A 17,247-nucleotide genomic window follows, 5' to 3' on the forward strand; every position below is an offset into this window, starting at 1 on the left:
TGACTTGCGGAAAACACCAAAATGAGAAAGCAAACTGGGGTTTGAGAAAGTAAAATGTCATTTTGAGAAAGTAATATGCCTTTTTGCTTATTAAATATGGAGTTTTGAGAAAGCAATATGCCTTTTTGCTGATTGAATATGAATTTAAGTTAAATATACGATGCCTGCGGCGGGCGTAGCGATCACAATTGGGGAAAATTAAGCCACGACCTTGTAACACTTTTACTCAGTTTCAGATACTGAGGTGCAAGATGTATAACGGGTAAACTGATTGAGCTACGATTGAGAATAGACCCATGACTGAAGTCAAAGCGGATTATCTCACCCGATTTAAACCCATATTCAATGCTCTGGCTGGCAAACCTGTTAGGGGAGACTGCAAAAAAAACATAAGTAACTACGCAAAATTAATTACAGTCATTGCGAGCGTTCGCGCAGCCTCTCGTAGAGAAGCGAAGCAATCCCAGCCGCAAGCGAATTGCTTCATTTCGCTTCGCTACATTCGCAATGACATTATGTAATTAATTATGTTTACCTACTTATCAGCCGTGTTTTGAAATTATTCTTTGTGCGTTGTAGATTTGGGTCTTCCGGGTAGTATCTTTTTTCAGGGTAAGTATCTTAGCGTATTTTCGCTCAAGGACTTAGATACAATTGTATGCTTGCTCCCGAATTGTTCTCAATTGCTATGACGCATCATTGTTTGTTGAAGCGGCACAATTAGAATTGATGCAGTTGCAACAGGTAGAACAGAAGTGCAAGCAACATCCAAGAGCCGAAAACAAGAAGCAATATGCCTGACTTACTTAGCAACTTCTTTTCAACTTCCTTCATTCCCCACGGGCATTGTTACCTCTGGAAGCCAGGTTTAGTCTGGCTACATTTAACTTCAGATGCATTGACTGCGATCGCTTATTACTCAGTCGCCATAGCAATTGTTTACTTTAGGAATCAGCGCAAGGATCTCCCCAGCAATACTGTGACGCTCCTCATTGGGTACTTTTTTGTTTTTGCCCTGTGTGGCACCACCCATCTAATGGGAATAGTTACGCTCTGGTATCCCATTTATTGGTTTACAGGGCTGCTGAAAGCCTTCAATGCCCTATGGTCATCCTATGCGTTCACCTTTTTATTGATTCCCTTAATTCCAATTGCGATCGATGCACCAAGTCCAGCCCAGCTAGCCATCACGAACCAGGAACTGTTAGATAGCCGAAGCCGCATCCAATCGATCAATGTGGAGCTGGAGCAACGGGTCAAAGAACGCACAGCAGAACTGGAAGCGTCAAATCGCGCCAAAGATGAATTGTTAATCCGCGAACAAGTCATCCGAGCAGAGGCTGAGGCAGCTAATCGCGCTAAAGACGAGTTTCTCTCAGTTCTCTCTCATGAATTGAGAACACCGCTCAATGCCATCTTGGGGTGGTCGCAGATGTTACGGAAACAACATCTGAGTCAGGATAGAGTCATGCGTGCCTTAGAGACGATCGAGCGGAACGCGAGGTCTCAAACAAAGATCGTTGAAGACATCCTGGATATCTCTGGCATGATCACAGGCAAGCTACGTCTGCAAGTCCGTCCAGTCAACCTAGTTAAAGTAATTGAGGCAGCCATTGAGTCTGTGCAGCTGGCGGCTGAGGCAAAGTTAATTCGCATTCAAAGTATCTTGGATTCTTCAAAAAATCCTATATCTGGTGATGCTGACCGTTTACAGCAAGTCGTTTGGAACCTGCTTTCAAACGCCATCAAATTCACGCCCAAAGGAGGACGATTACAGATCCGCTTGGAACGGGTCAATTCCCATGTCGAAATTACCGTTAGCGATACAGGAGTTGGCATCAGCCCAGATTTTCTACCCTATGTCTTTGATCGCTTCCGCCAACACGACAGTACCACCACCCGAAGTTATGGTGGACTAGGTTTGGGGTTAGCAATTGCTCGTCAACTAATTGAATTACATGGTGGGACAGTAAGCGTGGCAAGTCCAGGAATCGAACAGGGGACAACATTTATTGTCAAGCTACCCGTTACGATCATCCACAAATCATCAAGTGAGCCACAGGCATTAGACTCGATCGCTGAAGCTGATGCGAGGATTGATGCTCCGCTTACGTTGTCAGGCTTACAGATATTGGTTGTGGAGGACGAGGTAGATTCGCTAGAATTGCTAAGTACAATTTTGCAAGAGTATGGCGCCCAAGTGATTTCCGTTGCCTCTGTCAGTGAAGCATTGGAAATCATCGAAAACGCCACAAGTCAGAGCTTAGATGTTTTAGTAAGCGATATTGGAATGCCAAATGAGGATGGCTACTCACTGATTTGGAAACTGCGGCAACTTGAAGCCCAGCGTGGCGGTCGGATGCCAGCTGTTGCACTAACGGCGTTTGCAAGGAGCGACGATCGCAGACAGGCTTTGTTAGCAGGCTTTCAGATGCATCTTCCGAAACCCGTAGAACCAGCGGAGTTAGCAACGGTGATTGCCAGTCTGACAGGACGAACGGGAAGGTTTTAATTTCTTTTAGGGATAATACCCTTTAGCCTTGAGAAAGCCATCAGCCAATTGCTTGCGGAAAACACCAAAATGAGAAAGCAATATGCTTTTTTGATGATTGACAGTTTCATAATAGTTAGGTAGTTCAATGATGCGCTTTGGTTTAAAGGTGGGTAAACTTCCGCTACAGTTTACTAGTAAAATTCTGCTAAAAGTGCTAAGGGTAAATGATTGGTAGCTTGAGAAGTACACATGAAAACCACTGGCATTCATCATATAGCTATTATTTGTTCTAATTACGATCGCTCCAAAGCATTTTATGTCGAAACTTTAGGATTTTCGATTATTCAAGAGACTTTTCGCATCGCCAGAAATTCTTATAAATTAGATTTAAAAGTTGCCGAAAATACTCAAATCGAACTATTTTCTTTCCCAAATCCTCCAGAACGACCTAGTAAACCAGAGTCTTGTGGTTTAAGACATCTTGCTTTTCAAGTTGATGATGTAGAAGAAACTGTTTTTTATTTAAAATCAAAAGGGTTAGAGGTAGAAAATATCAGAGTTGATGAAATTACAGGTAAGAAATATACTTTCTTTAAAGACCCAGACAATTTACCATTAGAAATTTATGAGCGTTAAAATTAGTGTTGACAGGCAAAGTTGCCATCACTATAAATAATGAAGCGATGTCTAGACGGGCTATTCGGCGTCGCACCATCCTAATTAAACGTTATTACTGCCAAAATTGCTATATTCATAACTCTTGTAAAGGCGATGTCTAGTGACAAGCCGAAGAAGCATCTACGCACTTTTAGTAATATGTTTAAAGCAAGCGATGTCTACAACAGGCTATACTTGCGCCGATCGAATTTCAATCAAACTGAGAAATTATAACCTCTTGATCGGGGAAACGGGCAATGATTGTTAGACTTCCCCCAAGAGATTTAATATATCGTGAGAGCGTAGATATTTGAATATCGTCCTGATGCTCAATTTTTGAAAGTACCGACTGTACCACTCCCATATTTTTTGCGATATCGCTTTGTGTATGTCCAAGGGACTCTCGAAGCTCAGAAAGTGTCAATTTGAGTAAAGCAAGGTTTGCTTGCATCTCACTTTCTGCCTGTTGTTCAGGAGTCATTTTCTTACGAAGTTCATTAAATGGCTTCGTCTTCATAAAAATCCTTCCGTTTTTAATTCCTCTAAATGTTCGTCGTACAACGTATCTGCTTTCGGAAGATTCTCCTCATACCAGCGATCATCTCCTCCTTTGTTACCTCCAAGAAGAAGAATGGCGACTCTCCTTATTCATAACTATGCCTACACTTAACGAGGCAGAATGTCATCTAAGCGAAGTTGAAGACGGGACAAAAGTAGCGAATTAATTAATTGGTTGAGTCTGTATTGTTGTTGAGTATAGGTGTCTTCAAGCAATTGACAAACGGTAAATGTAGGTTGTTTGGGTTTACCAATAAATGCTACACCACCTAATCCTCGATAATCCACAATCCAATATTCAGGGATGCCTAAAAGCGCATATTCTTCAACTTTTCTTGCATAGTCGGTTTCCCAGTTGGTGCTAACAACTTCCACCACCAGTTTAATTGAGCGTCCAAGAGTAATTACGGGTTCTCGTTGCCAAAGGGGTTCGCGGTCGAGAACGGTTTCATCAAGAACCACAATATCAGGACGACGAACTGTAGCTGTATCAGCAAAAGGGTAAATTAAACAAGTGCGAGGAATAAACCAGGGGAGTTGTTCTGCAACAAGGTAGATGCCAATTTGGGTTGCAAGTTTGCCACTCACCGTTTCATGCGGGCCAGTGGGTTCCATGTCAATTAGTTCTCCATCTGCTAGTTCATAGCGGGGATTGTCTTGGTATTGGGAGAGAAAATCTTCAAATGTGAGGGTTTTTGGGGAGATATATGTCATGAAAGTCAATCTCCTGAAGGAAAGTTATTTTGATTCTAAGTCAACTATAAAAGCAGATAATGAAGTTATTGTAAAAATATTAAACATAGTGCAAATACGCTTCATAATACTCAGAATGCTAACAACTTCATACCACTTTAAGCGATCGCCTTTGGTGAGTGTTTGCATCATCGTGCCAGAAACTCTATTCTGTCATATCATCAAGTTTAGCCATTATTCTTAAGCCTTCCTCTCGGTTGCCAGTTGCGATTGTTGCTTTAAACCTGGTATATTTTCAGTCAAAAAACTCAAAAGCGATCGCTCAGAGATAAATATCTGCAATATCCAGCCAAAGAACCCAGGATAATGAATCATAATTAATCTCTATAGCTTTGAGTTATCAGCCATCAGCCACCAGTTACCAGCCGGAAGCTGAGATGCGGAATACTCAAGGCTTTTGATTCAACTTAAGGAATTAACTATGAATTCTGAAAAAATCAAAAATTCTCTAAATATTTCGCCAGCGATACGTGTGGGAGTACTGGGTTTCGGCGGACTGGGACAAGCAGCCGCTAAGGTAGTAGCTGGCAAACAAGAAATGATTTTAGTTGCAGCAGCAGATCATAAAGGCTACGCTTATGCTGCTGACGGTTTAAATACTGAAGAATCCATTGCAATCTATCAGTCCCAAGGTTCGGTGGGTTATTTAGAGCCAATTGGTACATTAACAAATCAAAGTATTCAGGATTTAATCGAAATAGCTGAAGTAGATGGGTATTTTTTGGCTTTACCTAATCTACCAAATGATTTTATTCCCACTGTCGCTAAGGAATTTATCAAATCTGGTTGGCGTGGGGTATTAGTAGATGCAATTAAACGCACCACTGCTGTAGAACAACTCCTAGCGATGAAAGAGGAACTGGAAGCCGCGGGCATTACCTACATGACAGGATGTGGTGCTACACCTGGACTGTTAACAGCAGCAGCAGCTTTAGCCGCCCAAAGCTACGCCGAAATTCATCATGTTGAAATTACCTTTGGGGTAGGAATTGCTAACTGGGAAGCTTACCGCGCCACTGTTCGGGAGGACATCGGCCATATACCTGGTTACACCGTGGAAATTGCCAGGGCGATGACTGACGCAGAAGTAGAAGCATTACTAGATAAAACTAATGGTGTGCTTACGTTGACAAATATGGAACACGCTGACGATGTGATGTTAGAAATAGCTGGGATAGTGGGGCGCGATCGCGTTACAGTTGGTGGTGTAGTCGATACCCGCAATCCCAAAAAGCCACTCAGCACGAATGTGAAGGTAACAGGACGTACCTTTGAAGGGAAGATTTCCACCCATACATTTACTCTCGGAGATGAAACCAGTATGGCAGCCAATGTCTGCGGCCCTGCTTTCGGCTATCTCAAAGCTGGCAGACAATTGCACCAACGCGGCATTTATGGAATATTCACTGCTGCCGAAATTATGCCTCAATTTGTTAAGTAAATAGGGAATGGGCAAGAAGCAGGGGAGCAGAGGAGCAGAGGAGCAGAGGAGAAATTGCAGTAAGTTTTTCCCCTCTGCCCCCTGCACCCTGCCCCTCTGCCTCTTTTCAATCCCCAATTCTTATAATGGTATTTCAGCGCTGATAAATTGGAGGTAAGTGCGATCGCTACGGTACACTGGCAGGAACGGGTTGGTAATCAAAGAGATTGGATTTGGCGTGGCTGGCAAACCCGCTATACTTACATTCGCCCTAACCAAAGTCACCACAAGACAACACCCCTAATTCTGTTACATGGCTTTGGCGCTTCCATTGGTCATTGGCGACATAATTTAGAGGTGTTGGGTGAGCATCACACAGTTTACGCCATAGATATGTTGGGTTTTGGCGCTTCTGAAAAAGCCGCAGCTAATTACAGCATCGAACTGTGGGTTGAGCAGGTTTACGATTTTTGGAAAACATTTATCCGTCAACCAGCAATATTAATAGGCAATTCCAACGGTTCACTGATTTCTATGGCCGCCGCCGCCACCCACCCTGATATGGTGCTGGGTATGGTGATGATGAGTTTACCCGACCCATCATTAGAACAAGAAGCAATTCCTCCTGTGCTGCGCCCACTTGTTACAGCAATTAAAAATGTTGTTGCTTCGCCGTTGATACTTAAACCTGTGTTTAACTTCGTGCGTCGTCCTGGGGTACTGCGTCGCTGGGCTAGTCTCGCCTACGCTAACCCAGAGGCGATTACCGATGAACTGATCGAAATTTTAGCAGGGCCTCCCCAAGACCGGGGTTCTGCAAGGGCGTTTAGTGCTTTGTTCAAAGCGGCGATCGGAATTAATTTTAGTCCTAGTGTCAAGACAATATTACCAACCTTAACAATTCCCATGCTTTTAATTTGGGGACAAAAAGATCGGTTTGTTCCGCCAGCCCTGGCTAGCCAATTTGCCCAATATAACGAGAAGTTGGAACTGCTAAATCTGGAGGATGTAGGGCATTGCCCCCATGATGAATGTCCAGAACAAGTTAACCAAGCGATTTTAGATTGGATTGAGAGATGGGTTGGCGATCGCCAACCATTGGTTGTTCCCTAAATATTATGCAATGGAAGCGATCGCATCAGCAGTAACTAGCCAATCGTCGCCTGGTTAGTGTCAACATCTGTAGCACCATTTACAGAACCCGCCACAGAAATCATTTTGTTGAGAATTTCTTGACTGGGGACTTTACCTTTCAACACCACAGTGCTACCCGTCTGAGCAACCCAAAGGGTATTAACATCGTCGAGTTGGGGATCTTCATCAAATGCCAACGCTACCCGCTTTGCTAAACCACTTTGGTCATATTCTCCGCTTAACCCTAGACGTTCTGGAGGTATTGATTGCGTAGCACTAGCAACATCACTACTAGGAGCTTGCTGTACAGCCTGTGGAGCCGGATTTACTTCTGCATTTTGAGGTTTTTCCATTCCAAACAATCTTTGTAGCCAACCCATAAAAACTTTTCTCCTATTAGAGGCTTATAAAATCTGAGTATAAAAGCTTTATAAAAATGCTGCATCTGCCAACAAAAAGATATACATCCAATGAAATTTTTGCTTGCAGTATGATTTCTAAACAATTTCTCAATTGAGAATGCAATGAGTGCAACGGTTAAGTTTACAATAGGAGGTCGCACTGAAAATTTAGTGCGGTAGTAGGTCTAGCGTTGCCCTTTGCTAGTGTCTGCATTACTCAATTCCTGCTCTAGCCTCTGTTGGCGAAGATGAAACATACCCTTTCAGTTCTCGTAGAAGATGAGGCGGGTGTTCTTTCCCGCATTTCTAGTTTATTTGCACGTCGCGGCTTTAATATTGAAAGCCTTGCTGTTGGCCCTGCTGAACAAGGAGGAGTCTCCCGAATTACAATGGTTGTCCCTGGTGACGATCGCGTCATCGAGCAACTCACGAAGCAACTGTACAAGTTAGTCAATGTCCTAAAAGTCCAGGATATTACCGAAACTCCTTGTGTAGAGAGGGAATTGATGCTTTTGAAGGTGAATGCTAGTACCAGCAATCGCTCAGAAGTGATCGAATTGTCTCAGATTTTCCGGGCGCGAGTCGTGGACGTGGCGGAAGATTTTCTCACCTTAGAAGTTGTGGGAGATCCAGGTAAAATGGTAGCGATCGTGCAAGTATTACAAAAATTTGGTTTGAAAGAAATCGCCCGCACTGGCAAAATTGCCCTGACTCGTGAATCAGGCGTGAATACCGAGTTACTCAAATCTTTGGAAGCAAAGGTTTAGTTGGGAATTTAAATCAAGACTCAGAAATACTCAACCGCAGCAGAAGTCATAGTGGCAATTGTTACTATGACTTCTGCTTAGGGACTAGTACCGCTGCGCGGAAGTCAAAAGTCAAAAGTCAAAAGTCAAAAGTATTGTATTCCGGGCTTTCGCGTCATTTTGAATGATATGTTTATTTACGCCGTGTTGTACTAGCAAAAAAAGAAATATCCAACTAACCTTCAATTTTGGCGATCGCTTCTTCTGGTGAGACATTACCATAAATAACAGACATAATCCCTGGCAGGTATTCATCCATCATCGTGACATTGGCGTAAACCACCCGTTGAATAAGTGCAAAACTGAGTCTGTAACCCAGGCTTTATATTTCTCCTTCGCCGAATCTTTCAGTTCTCCAGCCTTCTTACCAAACTTGCTATTTTTAACCTTGTTCCCAACTTTCTTAAACGCCTTTGCACCTTTATAAATTACCCAATCAACTGCTTTTTCCATCGGTTTCCGCAGTTTTTGGAATATTGCCTGAATCTTGCCAGCAATTCCACCCAAACCCAAAAGACTTGCGAGGAAACTGATAACTACAGGTAAAGATTTAGCAAGGGCGTTTTCAACCCCTTTGATTGCTTAATCGATCGCACCACTAGCGATCGCACCAATGGCATCCAGTATCGCATTAATTCCAATCTAGTTACTTCCATCTTTTCTTCTGCAAAAGCTTTATTCTCTACGTCTGTTTGTGTCACAGGCGTAAAAGATGCTTTTTGAGTTTGGCCACCAAATGGTCTATACGCCAATTGAGGAGTTTGTTCTGATGCTTGGGAATTAGAAAAGCTGGATGAGGGACTTTTGAGGGATTTCATCAGTTTTATCGCAACTATTGACGATTCAATTTGTCTATAGCAATCCTAAATGAAATTGTGAAAATTTTTGTTATAGTCGTCCTTGGTCATTTGTCCTCTTTTACAAAGTTCTGATGCCTGCAACGGGTTGCGCCAACCGATAGCGCTACGGAGAGCGAGTCATCAAGCGTCGGAAACCTCCGCTCAGACTTTGCGCTAAGTAAATTGCAAATAACAAAGGACAAATGACTAATGACTAATGACAGTCAACAGAAAAATATTTCACTAATGATTATAGGACTGCTATAGGTGATTAGTTTTGATTATCATTTACCCAAAATTGCAATTATCAAGATAATTTTAGAACGCTAATCAATTAGAAAGAATAAAGATGTGTTGCCCCCGGAGATAAGTACTCGCTTGTAAATAGTCTCATGTCGGATAATGGAGAACACGCTGCCGTGTTCCCCTAGTCACGAGGAAAAGTATCTATTAGTACTTTCTTTTGACAATGTTTTTATGCAAAACTGACTCCTAATGTATAAGAAAAATCAGGATTAGAACTGCTACCAGAGAAAGTTCCGCCATCTTCAGGCAAGAAAGCATATTGACTCACTGAAATGTAGTACGTACCTGCACCCAGGGAACTGGTAATTAATGACGAATTGCTACCGCTAATATCGTCGTTCGTTTCCAGTAAAGTCCCAATCCCAGTATCGTCAAACAGTCCCAGAACTGTATCTCCTGATGTCACTGTCTTAATAGTGACAGTTCCTGGATTTGTTAAAGAAAATTTAAAAAAGTCGAAATCGGGATTGTCCCCCAGTTGAACTGTGGCAATCTGGGCTGAAAGATTAATGTTTGAGCCTGATGATAAGGAACTTAACCCTTCAGCAGTAGCCAGTGTGTTGTTTGTACCTTCTCCAGCATTTTCCCCCTCAAAGAAAAGGAAGTCATCACTATCAAGTTTGAGATTGTTTTTCGCCAGCGCAATACCGATGAACTCATCTGGTTCTGTTCCCGGTTTGTCTGAGAAAATTCGTGTGTTGCTGCCAACAACTTGCAGGCGGTAGTCCTGTAAAGATCCTTTGAGTTCAATTCGATCTTGGCTAGAGTCGAAGTCAGTAATAGTAGCGTAGTCCCCAAAACCAGGATTTACGCTGTTGTTATCGTCGTAGAAAATATTTACAGCGTCTCCCAGGATAAATCTATCTACCCCAACCCCGCCAGTTAAGGTATCAGTTTCCCCTAATCCCGGTGGAAGCGGACTACCAGGAAAAGTACCGATGAGGATATCGTTTCCAGATCCCCCATTGAGTATTTCATTACCCGGCCCGCCTTGTAGGCTATCATTACCGTCCTCACCATTGAGGATATCATCGCCATTACTACCGTCTAGCGTATCATCACCTACTCTTCCATTTAGAGTGTTATTAGAAGTATTACCAAAAAGGAAGTTGTTAAGACTGTTACCTGTCCCAGTAAAGTTGCCACCTTCTCTCAGCCTCAGGTTCTCCAGATTGGCTCCTAGTGTGTAGCTGACAGAAGACCGAACGGAATCTATGTCTGAATTCGCAGCCTCTGTAATGGTATCAAGAGTAGTGTCAACGACGTAAGTATCATCACCTGCCCCCCCATTCAAAGTATCAATACCTAAACCGCCGTCAAGTGTGTCATTGCCATTATTACCGGATAATCGGTTATTTTGGTTATCACCAAAAATGCTGTCATTTCCATTTGTGCCGATGACATTATCAAAGTTGACTGCGGTAAATGACAATGTTCCCAAACCAGGAACCTTATTAGCAGACAAACTTTGGGTTTGCAGGTTAGCGGTGATAAATACCCCAGCCAAAGATTGGGATGCATCTATGGTGTTGTTGGCGACCTTAGGATTAGCAATAACCTTTTCTACTTTAAAGAGTAGGTCTTTTCCCAATCCCCCAGCTTTTTGAATGGTTCCAACACCTGACAAGGTAATAGTTTGACCTAATTGACTGTAATCTGCGGTATCAATGCCATCTCCACCATCAATGTTGTCGTTACCCTGACTGCCTTTGAAGGTGTCACTGCCTGCATCACCTTTTAAAATATCGTTTCCTGTGCCCCCATCAAGTGTATCATTGCCATCTCCACCGCTAAGACTGTCGTTCGCCGTCCCCCCTGCGAGGGAATCGTTACCAGCCAAACCATTCAAGACATCGTTACCGGAGGTACTATTGGCATTACCACCACTAGCCCAGCCAACTATAGTATCATTTCCCGAACTCCCATTTATCGTGTCAGGATTTGTAGTACCGAAAGCCATATTATCTCTCCTAAATTTCTCACTAAATATGTAAGTTCAGCATCAATCAAAAAACTCTAGTTCTATGTCAGTTAGAATCAACCACGGGTCTTTGTGTCCCAAATCCCAACGAGCAAGCAATGTACATTCAAGTGGATTGGTTTTAAAACAAGCAACTCGACCTGACCATGATTGTCTTGGAGCGCCAAGAACTGCAAGCGATCGCCATTGCATTGAGTAATCGAATGCAAGCTGCTTTTGTAAGCACCTCGCAACCCGTGTCGCTTAACGATTAAACTACTACAAAGTTCTTTTCAGTTAGTGTTACACCACCAGATAGTTGTGCAAATTTTACCTGAGTAAACCCAGATGCACTGCCGTCCTGGTCAAAGAACAATGCACCTGTAGAAAAATCATAGATAAATCGTTGATTGGTTGTCGTTGCAGATGTTCCAATGGTAAACTGACTTGTCTGAAGTGAACCTCTTGATAACCCGCCACCAAAACCATTAGCATCTACCTGAATTAATTCATTAGTGCCCTTGAAGTCATAAATAGTATCAACACCCCCATTGTAATTATAGAAACCAAAGGTATCAGTCCCATCCCCTCCAATTAGGCTGTCATTACCTTCTGCACCAATAAGGATATCATTGCCATTGCTGCCAACAATATTGTCATCATAGCTTGTACCTGAGATATGTAATTGTTCGATATTGTTGTAGTTAACTCGATACAAGCCCACTGTAATTGAGCCAGTATTAGTAGTAGCATTGAATGTCGAAGTAATTCCCCCAGTAGCAAAGTTGTAAACAGTGAACAACGAATCGTCACCAATACCCCCATCTACCGTTTGAGTCACTAAATTAGATAGGTCAGTATCCGGGGAGTCAATGACTAGATTGAAGGAATCATTGCCATCACCCCCAGAAAGAAGGTTATTACCTGTTGAACTACCGAAGCTCAAGTTATCGTCACCAGCGCCTCCTTCTAGGGTGTTATTACCAGACGGGCGAGAGTCGGAGTAGTCGTAGGAGGTATTATATAAGTAGTCGCCAGAAATGTAAAGGGAATCATTGCCATCACCCCCAAAGAGCAAGTTATCACCTGTTGAACCACGAGCACTCAAGGTGTCGTTACCTACACCTCCATTAAGAGTGTTATTGCCTAATGAGCGAGAGTCAAAGTACTGTCCATAATCGTTGCTGTAGTTGCCAAATATGTCAAGAGAATCATTGCCATCACCCCCATCGAGCAGGTTATCACCTTTTAAACCACCAGCACGCAATGCATCGTTACCTGCACCTCCGTTGAGAGTATTATTGCCTAATGAGCGAGAGTCAGAGGAGTAGCCGTAACTGTTGCTGTAGCTGCCAGAGATATCAAGAGAATCATTACCATCCCCCCCAAAGAGCAGGTTATTACCTTTTGAACCGCTAGCACTCAAGGTATCGTTATCTGCACCTCCATTGAGAGTGTTATTGCCTAATGAGCGAGAGTCAAAATTGCCGAATCTGTCAGGGGATGTGTCGTTGAATGTGCTGCCAGAGATATCAACAGAATCATTACCATCGCCCCCAAAGAGCAGGTTATCGCCTGTTGAACTGCTAGCACTTAAGGTATCGTCACCAATACCTCCTTCTAGGGTGTTATTTCCCGCACCACCTCTGAGCAGGTCATTACCACTCAAGCCATCGATGATGTCGTCACCTCCCTGACCATTGATGACATCATTAGAGTTGTCGAAACCCGTAATGTTGTTATCCAGGTCATTCAGGAAAGTAACAGTGTTCCTGTTGAACACAGTAGTTTGAGTGGAATCAGCATCAAACACATCAAAACTGTCGCTGATGCTGGTTTCTCCATCAAACAGGATATTGCCAATAGCTGGTCGTGAAGAAGTTGCTGGCAGATTATCCAGGTTTTCTAATTTGAAGTTTTGCAGAATGACTTTATCACTAACGGAATTTCCAAAGGTGATTTCTAAGTTATCACCATTTTGAGTTAATCGCAGATTTCGAGCAGTCGAACTACTACCTATAAATTGCAAGGTGTCTAAGGAGGCTACCACCGCCTCTAAAGGATTTGAGCCTTTTCCCACACCAGTGAAATCGGTGATAATATCAGTGCCCTCGTATCCGTTGTTGTTGTAAATAAATTTATCATTGCCAGCACCACCAGTTAGAGTGTCGTTATCATTCTCACCAGCAAGAACATCATTACCTGCATCACCAATAATCGTATCATTGCCAACGCTCCCAGAGAGCGTATCCTTGCCATTTTTCCCTATAATCAAGTCATCGTAGTATGTACCTAAGACATTTAATCGTTCGATATTCTGATAGCTAACCTGATTATTACCCGCCGTAATTGAGCCAGTGTTAGTAGCGGCATTGAATGTCGAAGTGATCCCTACACCAGCATTATTGTATCCGATGTAACCGACGGACAATACATCGTCACCCGCTCCCCCATCGATTGTATCTTTGCCACTATTGCCTGTTGAGAGTGTATCGTTGCCACTATTGCCAACAATATTGTCGTCGTAAGCTGTACCTGAGATATTTAATCGTTCGATAAACTTATAGTTAACCTGATTTGTGCCCGCCGTAATTACTCCCTTGTTTGTAGTGGCATTGAATGTTGTTGTGATACCTGCTGTAGGATTGCTGTAGCTGTAATCAACGGACAACATATCGTCACCTGCTCCCCCATCGATTGTATCTTTGCCACCATACCCCCCAGAAAGCGTATCGTTTGCACTGCTTCCCACAATATTGTCATCATCGCCTGTACCTAAGATATTCAATCGTTCGATATTCTTGTAACTAACCCGATATGTGCCTGCCGTAATTTCTACCTTGTTTGTAGTGGCATTGAATGTCGTTGAAATACCTGCTGAAGCAAAACTGTAATCAACGGATAACAAATCGTCACCCTTACCCCCATCTACTGTTTGAATTGCTAATTTATTTTTTTGCCAGCGCCTAAGTCCTACTAGAAGAGAAAATAATCAACAGTTGACTCTTAATCGGGAAAAAGATTTTGATGCCTTCCTTATAGTCCTTATAGGCTGTTATCCGTGGGTGTCTAGCTTGAAAATAGAGAACATCTTAAGAGCCTCAAAATAATTACATAGTCAATATCATACTTAGATGTCTATACTTAAATACTCATCTTTGCATACTCTTCACATTACTTGCTGAAAAATATATACACAAGTACTGAGCTTTGTATATTCTTCATATTCTTCTGTGTCTAGGCAATAAGAAAGTAAGCTGTTACGCAAATAAAATTGTATATTTACTCATGTTCGCGCAGCGTCTCCTTCAGGAGAGGGTTGTCATTAGTCATTTGTATTTCAAAGGACAGATGACCATTGACTGCATGACAGTCTTAACAATTGCAATGTACAATCTAGACGCGCATCAGTTTATAACCTAGTAGGCAAATGTTTTAAGAAGTGATAAAAAATACATATATTATTTCTTTAAAGGCTGCGATACCTTCTCTACGAGACGCTACGCGAACGGTAAGCTTCTCTACGAGACGCTGCGCGAACGCTAACGCCTGCGGTAAATGGTCGCCTACGCCTTGGTTAACTTATACTACGATCAAGAGCGATCGCCTGCCAATATATAACCGTGCAAGAATCGCTATAGGTTATAAAAATTATCACCGCAGACATAAACCAACTTAACCAAGAATACTGCAAACCATCCGCACCCATGCCAAAAGTTGAGGAATAAAACCCAACACATACTCTCTGTTAGCACTAATTGCATTAAACAATCGAATCGGAGGTGCTGTTTTAAGTACCTCCCATTCCATGCCTAGAGCGATCGTAGAGCGCTAATGAAGATTAAACAACCACAAAGTTCTTTTCAGTTAGTGTTACACCACCCAAAAATTGTGCAAATTTTACCTGAGTCACTGCACTCGCCTTAGCCTAGCACTACGATCAAAGATTAAGCGATCGCCTGCGGTTTTTGCTAACATACGCATTCAGCAAGAATTGTTAAAAGTTGCTAAAATTATAAACGCAGACATGATCCAACTTAGCCCAGAACACTTGCAAACCATCCGCACCCATGCCGAAAGCACTTACCCAGATGAGTGCTGTGGTATAATTTTGGGCTATCTGGCTAATGAGGGCAAAACTGTGGTAGAAGTCATACCAACAGAAAATGCTTGGAATACAGAAGCGGCGGCTGAGTTTCCAGGGGGACGTAGAACAGAAAGTAAAAGACGGCAATATACGATCGCACCCGAAGTTATGTTAAAAACACAAAGGGAAGCACGCGATCGCTCACTAAACATTATCGGCATTTTTCACTCCCACCCAGATCATCCTGCTATCCCTTCAGAATGCGATCGCCTATACGCTTGGCAGGGATACTCGTATATAATAGTTTCCGTCCAAAACGGCAAAGCTGGAGAACTCAAAAGTTGGAGCCTTGATGATACTCATCAGTTTCAAGCAGAGGAAATTGAAAATATAAAATAACTGGCTTAGTTTAAAGACAGTCACTCATCGCGGTTTTCGCCGCTATCACAGATGAAAATTCGTCTTTCCGACTCCTATTTCTATATAATATCCAGTTTTTCGATAGGATTAATATTCCGCTTTCCCACATCATAACTGCTATGCTCAATCCCAATCTGGACGAAATCCAGTTGACCAAAGACGATTACGAACGCTACTCCCGACACCTAATTTTACCGGAAGTAGGACTAGAAGGACAGAAGCGCCTGAAAGCCGCTAGTGTAATATGTATCGGTACAGGTGGACTCGGTTCACCACTACTTTTATATTTGGCGGCGGCGGGTATTGGACGCATCGGGATTGTCGATTTTGATGTTGTCGATACTTCTAATTTGCAACGCCAAGTAATTCACGGTACATCCTGGGTGGGTAAACCCAAGATTGAATCAGCAAAAAACCGCATTCACGAGATTAACCCCTATTGTCAGGTTGATTTATACGAAACCCGTCTGAGTTCCGAAAACGCCCTGGAACTTATTCAACCTTACGATATCGTAGTGGATGGTACTGATAACTTCCCCACCAGATATCTAGTTAACGATGCCTGCGTGTTGTTGAATAAGCCCAACGTCTACGGTTCAATTTTACGCTTTGAAGGGCAAGCTACTGTATTTAATTACGCAGGTGGCCCGAATTATCGTGACCTTTTCCCAGAACCACCACCACCAGGAATGGTTCCTTCTTGTGCAGAAGGTGGCGTATTGGGAATTTTGCCAGGAATTATTGGTTTGATCCAGGCAACTGAAACTGTTAAAATCATTTTGGGACAAGGCAACACTCTCAGTGGGCGATTGCTGCTATACAACGCCTTGGATATGAAATTTCGGGAGTTGAAACTGCGTCCGAACCCGATTCGCCCAGTGATTGAAAAGCTGATAGACTACGAAGAATTCTGCGGGATTCCACAAGCTAAGGCAGAGGAGGCAAAACAGCAGATGGAAAGTCAAGAAATGACCGTCAAGGATTTGAAGGAGTTGTTAGATAGCGGTGCGAAGGATTTTGTACTGCTGGATGTCCGCAACCCCAATGAGTACGACATTGCTAAGATTCCAGGTTCAGTGTTGGTGCCCTTACCAGACATTGAAAATGGCAATGGCGTTGCTAAAGTGAAGGAAATATTAAACGGTCATCGTTTAATTGCTCATTGTAAGATGGGCGGGCGATCGGCAAAAGCCCTCGCCATCCTCAAGGAAGCCGGAATTGTCGGGACGAATGTCAAAGGCGGAATTACCGCTTGGAGTAAAGAAATCGATCAGTCAGTTCCGGAGTATTAAAAGCGCACCGCTTTCTCTAAAGAGTAGATGAGGGAATGAGGAAGACAAGGGGGACAAGGGGGACAAGGTAAAATTTTCTCCCTTGTCTCCCCCTTCTCCCTTGTCTCCCATTCCCCGTTT

Annotated in this window: 16 protein-coding genes; 8 read left to right on the forward strand and 8 right to left on the reverse strand. The window is 42.9% G+C overall.

Going from position 1 to position 17,247, the window contains the following annotated elements; genetic code table 11:
- Nucleotides 1–296: 296 nt before the first annotated feature.
- From HWQ58_RS22390 to HWQ58_RS22400, 3 genes are all read left to right on the forward strand, one after another.
- On the forward strand, nucleotides 297–521 hold the full coding sequence (locus tag HWQ58_RS22390) for a hypothetical protein (protein WP_292867281.1): 225 nt from the start codon (nucleotides 297–299) through the stop codon (nucleotides 519–521).
- Between the two features lie 272 nt (nucleotides 522–793).
- Nucleotides 794–2,512 carry an ATP-binding protein gene (locus HWQ58_RS22395; RefSeq protein ID WP_292867284.1) on the forward strand — a complete coding sequence of 573 codons (1,719 nt, stop codon included), beginning with the start codon at nucleotides 794–796 and terminating at the stop codon, nucleotides 2,510–2,512.
- A gap of 231 nt (nucleotides 2,513–2,743) precedes the next feature.
- The gene (locus tag HWQ58_RS22400; protein ID WP_292867287.1) at nucleotides 2,744–3,130 is read left to right on the forward strand and encodes a VOC family protein; all 387 of its coding nucleotides are present in this window, start codon (nucleotides 2,744–2,746) and stop codon (nucleotides 3,128–3,130) included.
- A 232-nt stretch (nucleotides 3,131–3,362) separates the two neighbouring features.
- Here the strand turns inward: HWQ58_RS22400 and HWQ58_RS22405 are convergent, their stop codons facing one another.
- From HWQ58_RS22405 to HWQ58_RS22415, 3 genes are all read right to left on the reverse strand, one after another.
- Complete coding sequence (locus tag HWQ58_RS22405; protein WP_292867290.1) at nucleotides 3,363–3,668, reverse strand: helix-turn-helix transcriptional regulator; 306 nt, start codon at nucleotides 3,666–3,668, stop codon at nucleotides 3,363–3,365.
- A gap of 149 nt (nucleotides 3,669–3,817) precedes the next feature.
- The gene (locus HWQ58_RS22410) at nucleotides 3,818–4,423 is read right to left on the reverse strand and encodes a Uma2 family endonuclease (protein ID WP_292867293.1); all 606 of its coding nucleotides are present in this window, start codon (nucleotides 4,421–4,423) and stop codon (nucleotides 3,818–3,820) included.
- Between the two features lie 219 nt (nucleotides 4,424–4,642).
- The gene (locus tag HWQ58_RS22415; protein ID WP_292867296.1) at nucleotides 4,643–4,777 is read right to left on the reverse strand and encodes a hypothetical protein; all 135 of its coding nucleotides are present in this window, start codon (nucleotides 4,775–4,777) and stop codon (nucleotides 4,643–4,645) included.
- Nucleotides 4,778–4,883: 106 nt separating this feature from the next.
- Between HWQ58_RS22415 and HWQ58_RS22420 the strand changes: the two genes are divergently transcribed.
- Together HWQ58_RS22420 and HWQ58_RS22425 are read left to right on the forward strand one after the other, a co-directional pair.
- Nucleotides 4,884–5,903, forward strand: a complete 1,020-nt coding sequence (locus tag HWQ58_RS22420) for a saccharopine dehydrogenase-like oxidoreductase (protein ID WP_292867299.1) — start codon at nucleotides 4,884–4,886, stop codon at nucleotides 5,901–5,903.
- Nucleotides 5,904–6,050: 147 nt separating this feature from the next.
- On the forward strand, nucleotides 6,051–6,995 hold the full coding sequence (locus HWQ58_RS22425) for an alpha/beta fold hydrolase (RefSeq protein ID WP_292867301.1): 945 nt from the start codon (nucleotides 6,051–6,053) through the stop codon (nucleotides 6,993–6,995).
- A 35-nt stretch (nucleotides 6,996–7,030) separates the two neighbouring features.
- Here the strand turns inward: HWQ58_RS22425 and HWQ58_RS22430 are convergent, their stop codons facing one another.
- Entirely contained in the window at nucleotides 7,031–7,396 is a 366-nt protein-coding gene (locus tag HWQ58_RS22430; RefSeq protein ID WP_292775336.1) for a BON domain-containing protein, read from the reverse strand.
- Nucleotides 7,397–7,665: 269 nt separating this feature from the next.
- Between HWQ58_RS22430 and ilvN the strand changes: the two genes are divergently transcribed.
- Complete coding sequence (gene ilvN / locus HWQ58_RS22435; RefSeq protein ID WP_292867303.1) at nucleotides 7,666–8,184, forward strand: acetolactate synthase small subunit; 519 nt, start codon at nucleotides 7,666–7,668, stop codon at nucleotides 8,182–8,184.
- A 297-nt stretch (nucleotides 8,185–8,481) separates the two neighbouring features.
- On the opposite strand, the gene HWQ58_RS22440 is transcribed toward ilvN, so the two are convergent.
- The 4 genes from HWQ58_RS22440 to HWQ58_RS22455 form a co-directional block, all read right to left on the reverse strand.
- Complete coding sequence (locus HWQ58_RS22440; RefSeq protein WP_292867306.1) at nucleotides 8,482–8,730, reverse strand: hypothetical protein; 249 nt, start codon at nucleotides 8,728–8,730, stop codon at nucleotides 8,482–8,484.
- 29 nt (nucleotides 8,731–8,759) lie between these two features.
- On the reverse strand, nucleotides 8,760–9,041 hold the full coding sequence (locus HWQ58_RS22445) for a hypothetical protein (RefSeq protein WP_292867309.1): 282 nt from the start codon (nucleotides 9,039–9,041) through the stop codon (nucleotides 8,760–8,762).
- Between the two features lie 496 nt (nucleotides 9,042–9,537).
- The gene (locus tag HWQ58_RS22450; protein WP_292867311.1) at nucleotides 9,538–11,328 is read right to left on the reverse strand and encodes a DVUA0089 family protein; all 1,791 of its coding nucleotides are present in this window, start codon (nucleotides 11,326–11,328) and stop codon (nucleotides 9,538–9,540) included.
- A gap of 271 nt (nucleotides 11,329–11,599) precedes the next feature.
- A complete protein-coding gene (locus HWQ58_RS22455; RefSeq protein WP_366838436.1) occupies nucleotides 11,600–14,236 on the reverse strand; it encodes a calcium-binding protein in 2,637 nt (878 codons plus the stop codon).
- Nucleotides 14,237–15,355: 1,119 nt separating this feature from the next.
- On the opposite strand from HWQ58_RS22455, the gene HWQ58_RS22460 reads away from it, so the two are divergent.
- On the forward strand, nucleotides 15,356–15,814 hold the full coding sequence (locus tag HWQ58_RS22460; RefSeq protein ID WP_292867314.1) for a M67 family metallopeptidase: 459 nt from the start codon (nucleotides 15,356–15,358) through the stop codon (nucleotides 15,812–15,814).
- A 140-nt stretch (nucleotides 15,815–15,954) separates the two neighbouring features.
- Nucleotides 15,955–17,127, forward strand: coding sequence for a molybdopterin-synthase adenylyltransferase MoeB (gene moeB, locus HWQ58_RS22465; protein ID WP_292867317.1), 1,173 nt, complete (start codon nucleotides 15,955–15,957; stop codon nucleotides 17,125–17,127).
- Nucleotides 17,128–17,247: the final 120 nt, after the last annotated feature.

The organism is Nostoc sp. LPT, from assembly GCF_017115165.1.
Classification (GTDB): Bacteria; Cyanobacteriota; Cyanobacteriia; order Cyanobacteriales; family Nostocaceae; genus Nostoc.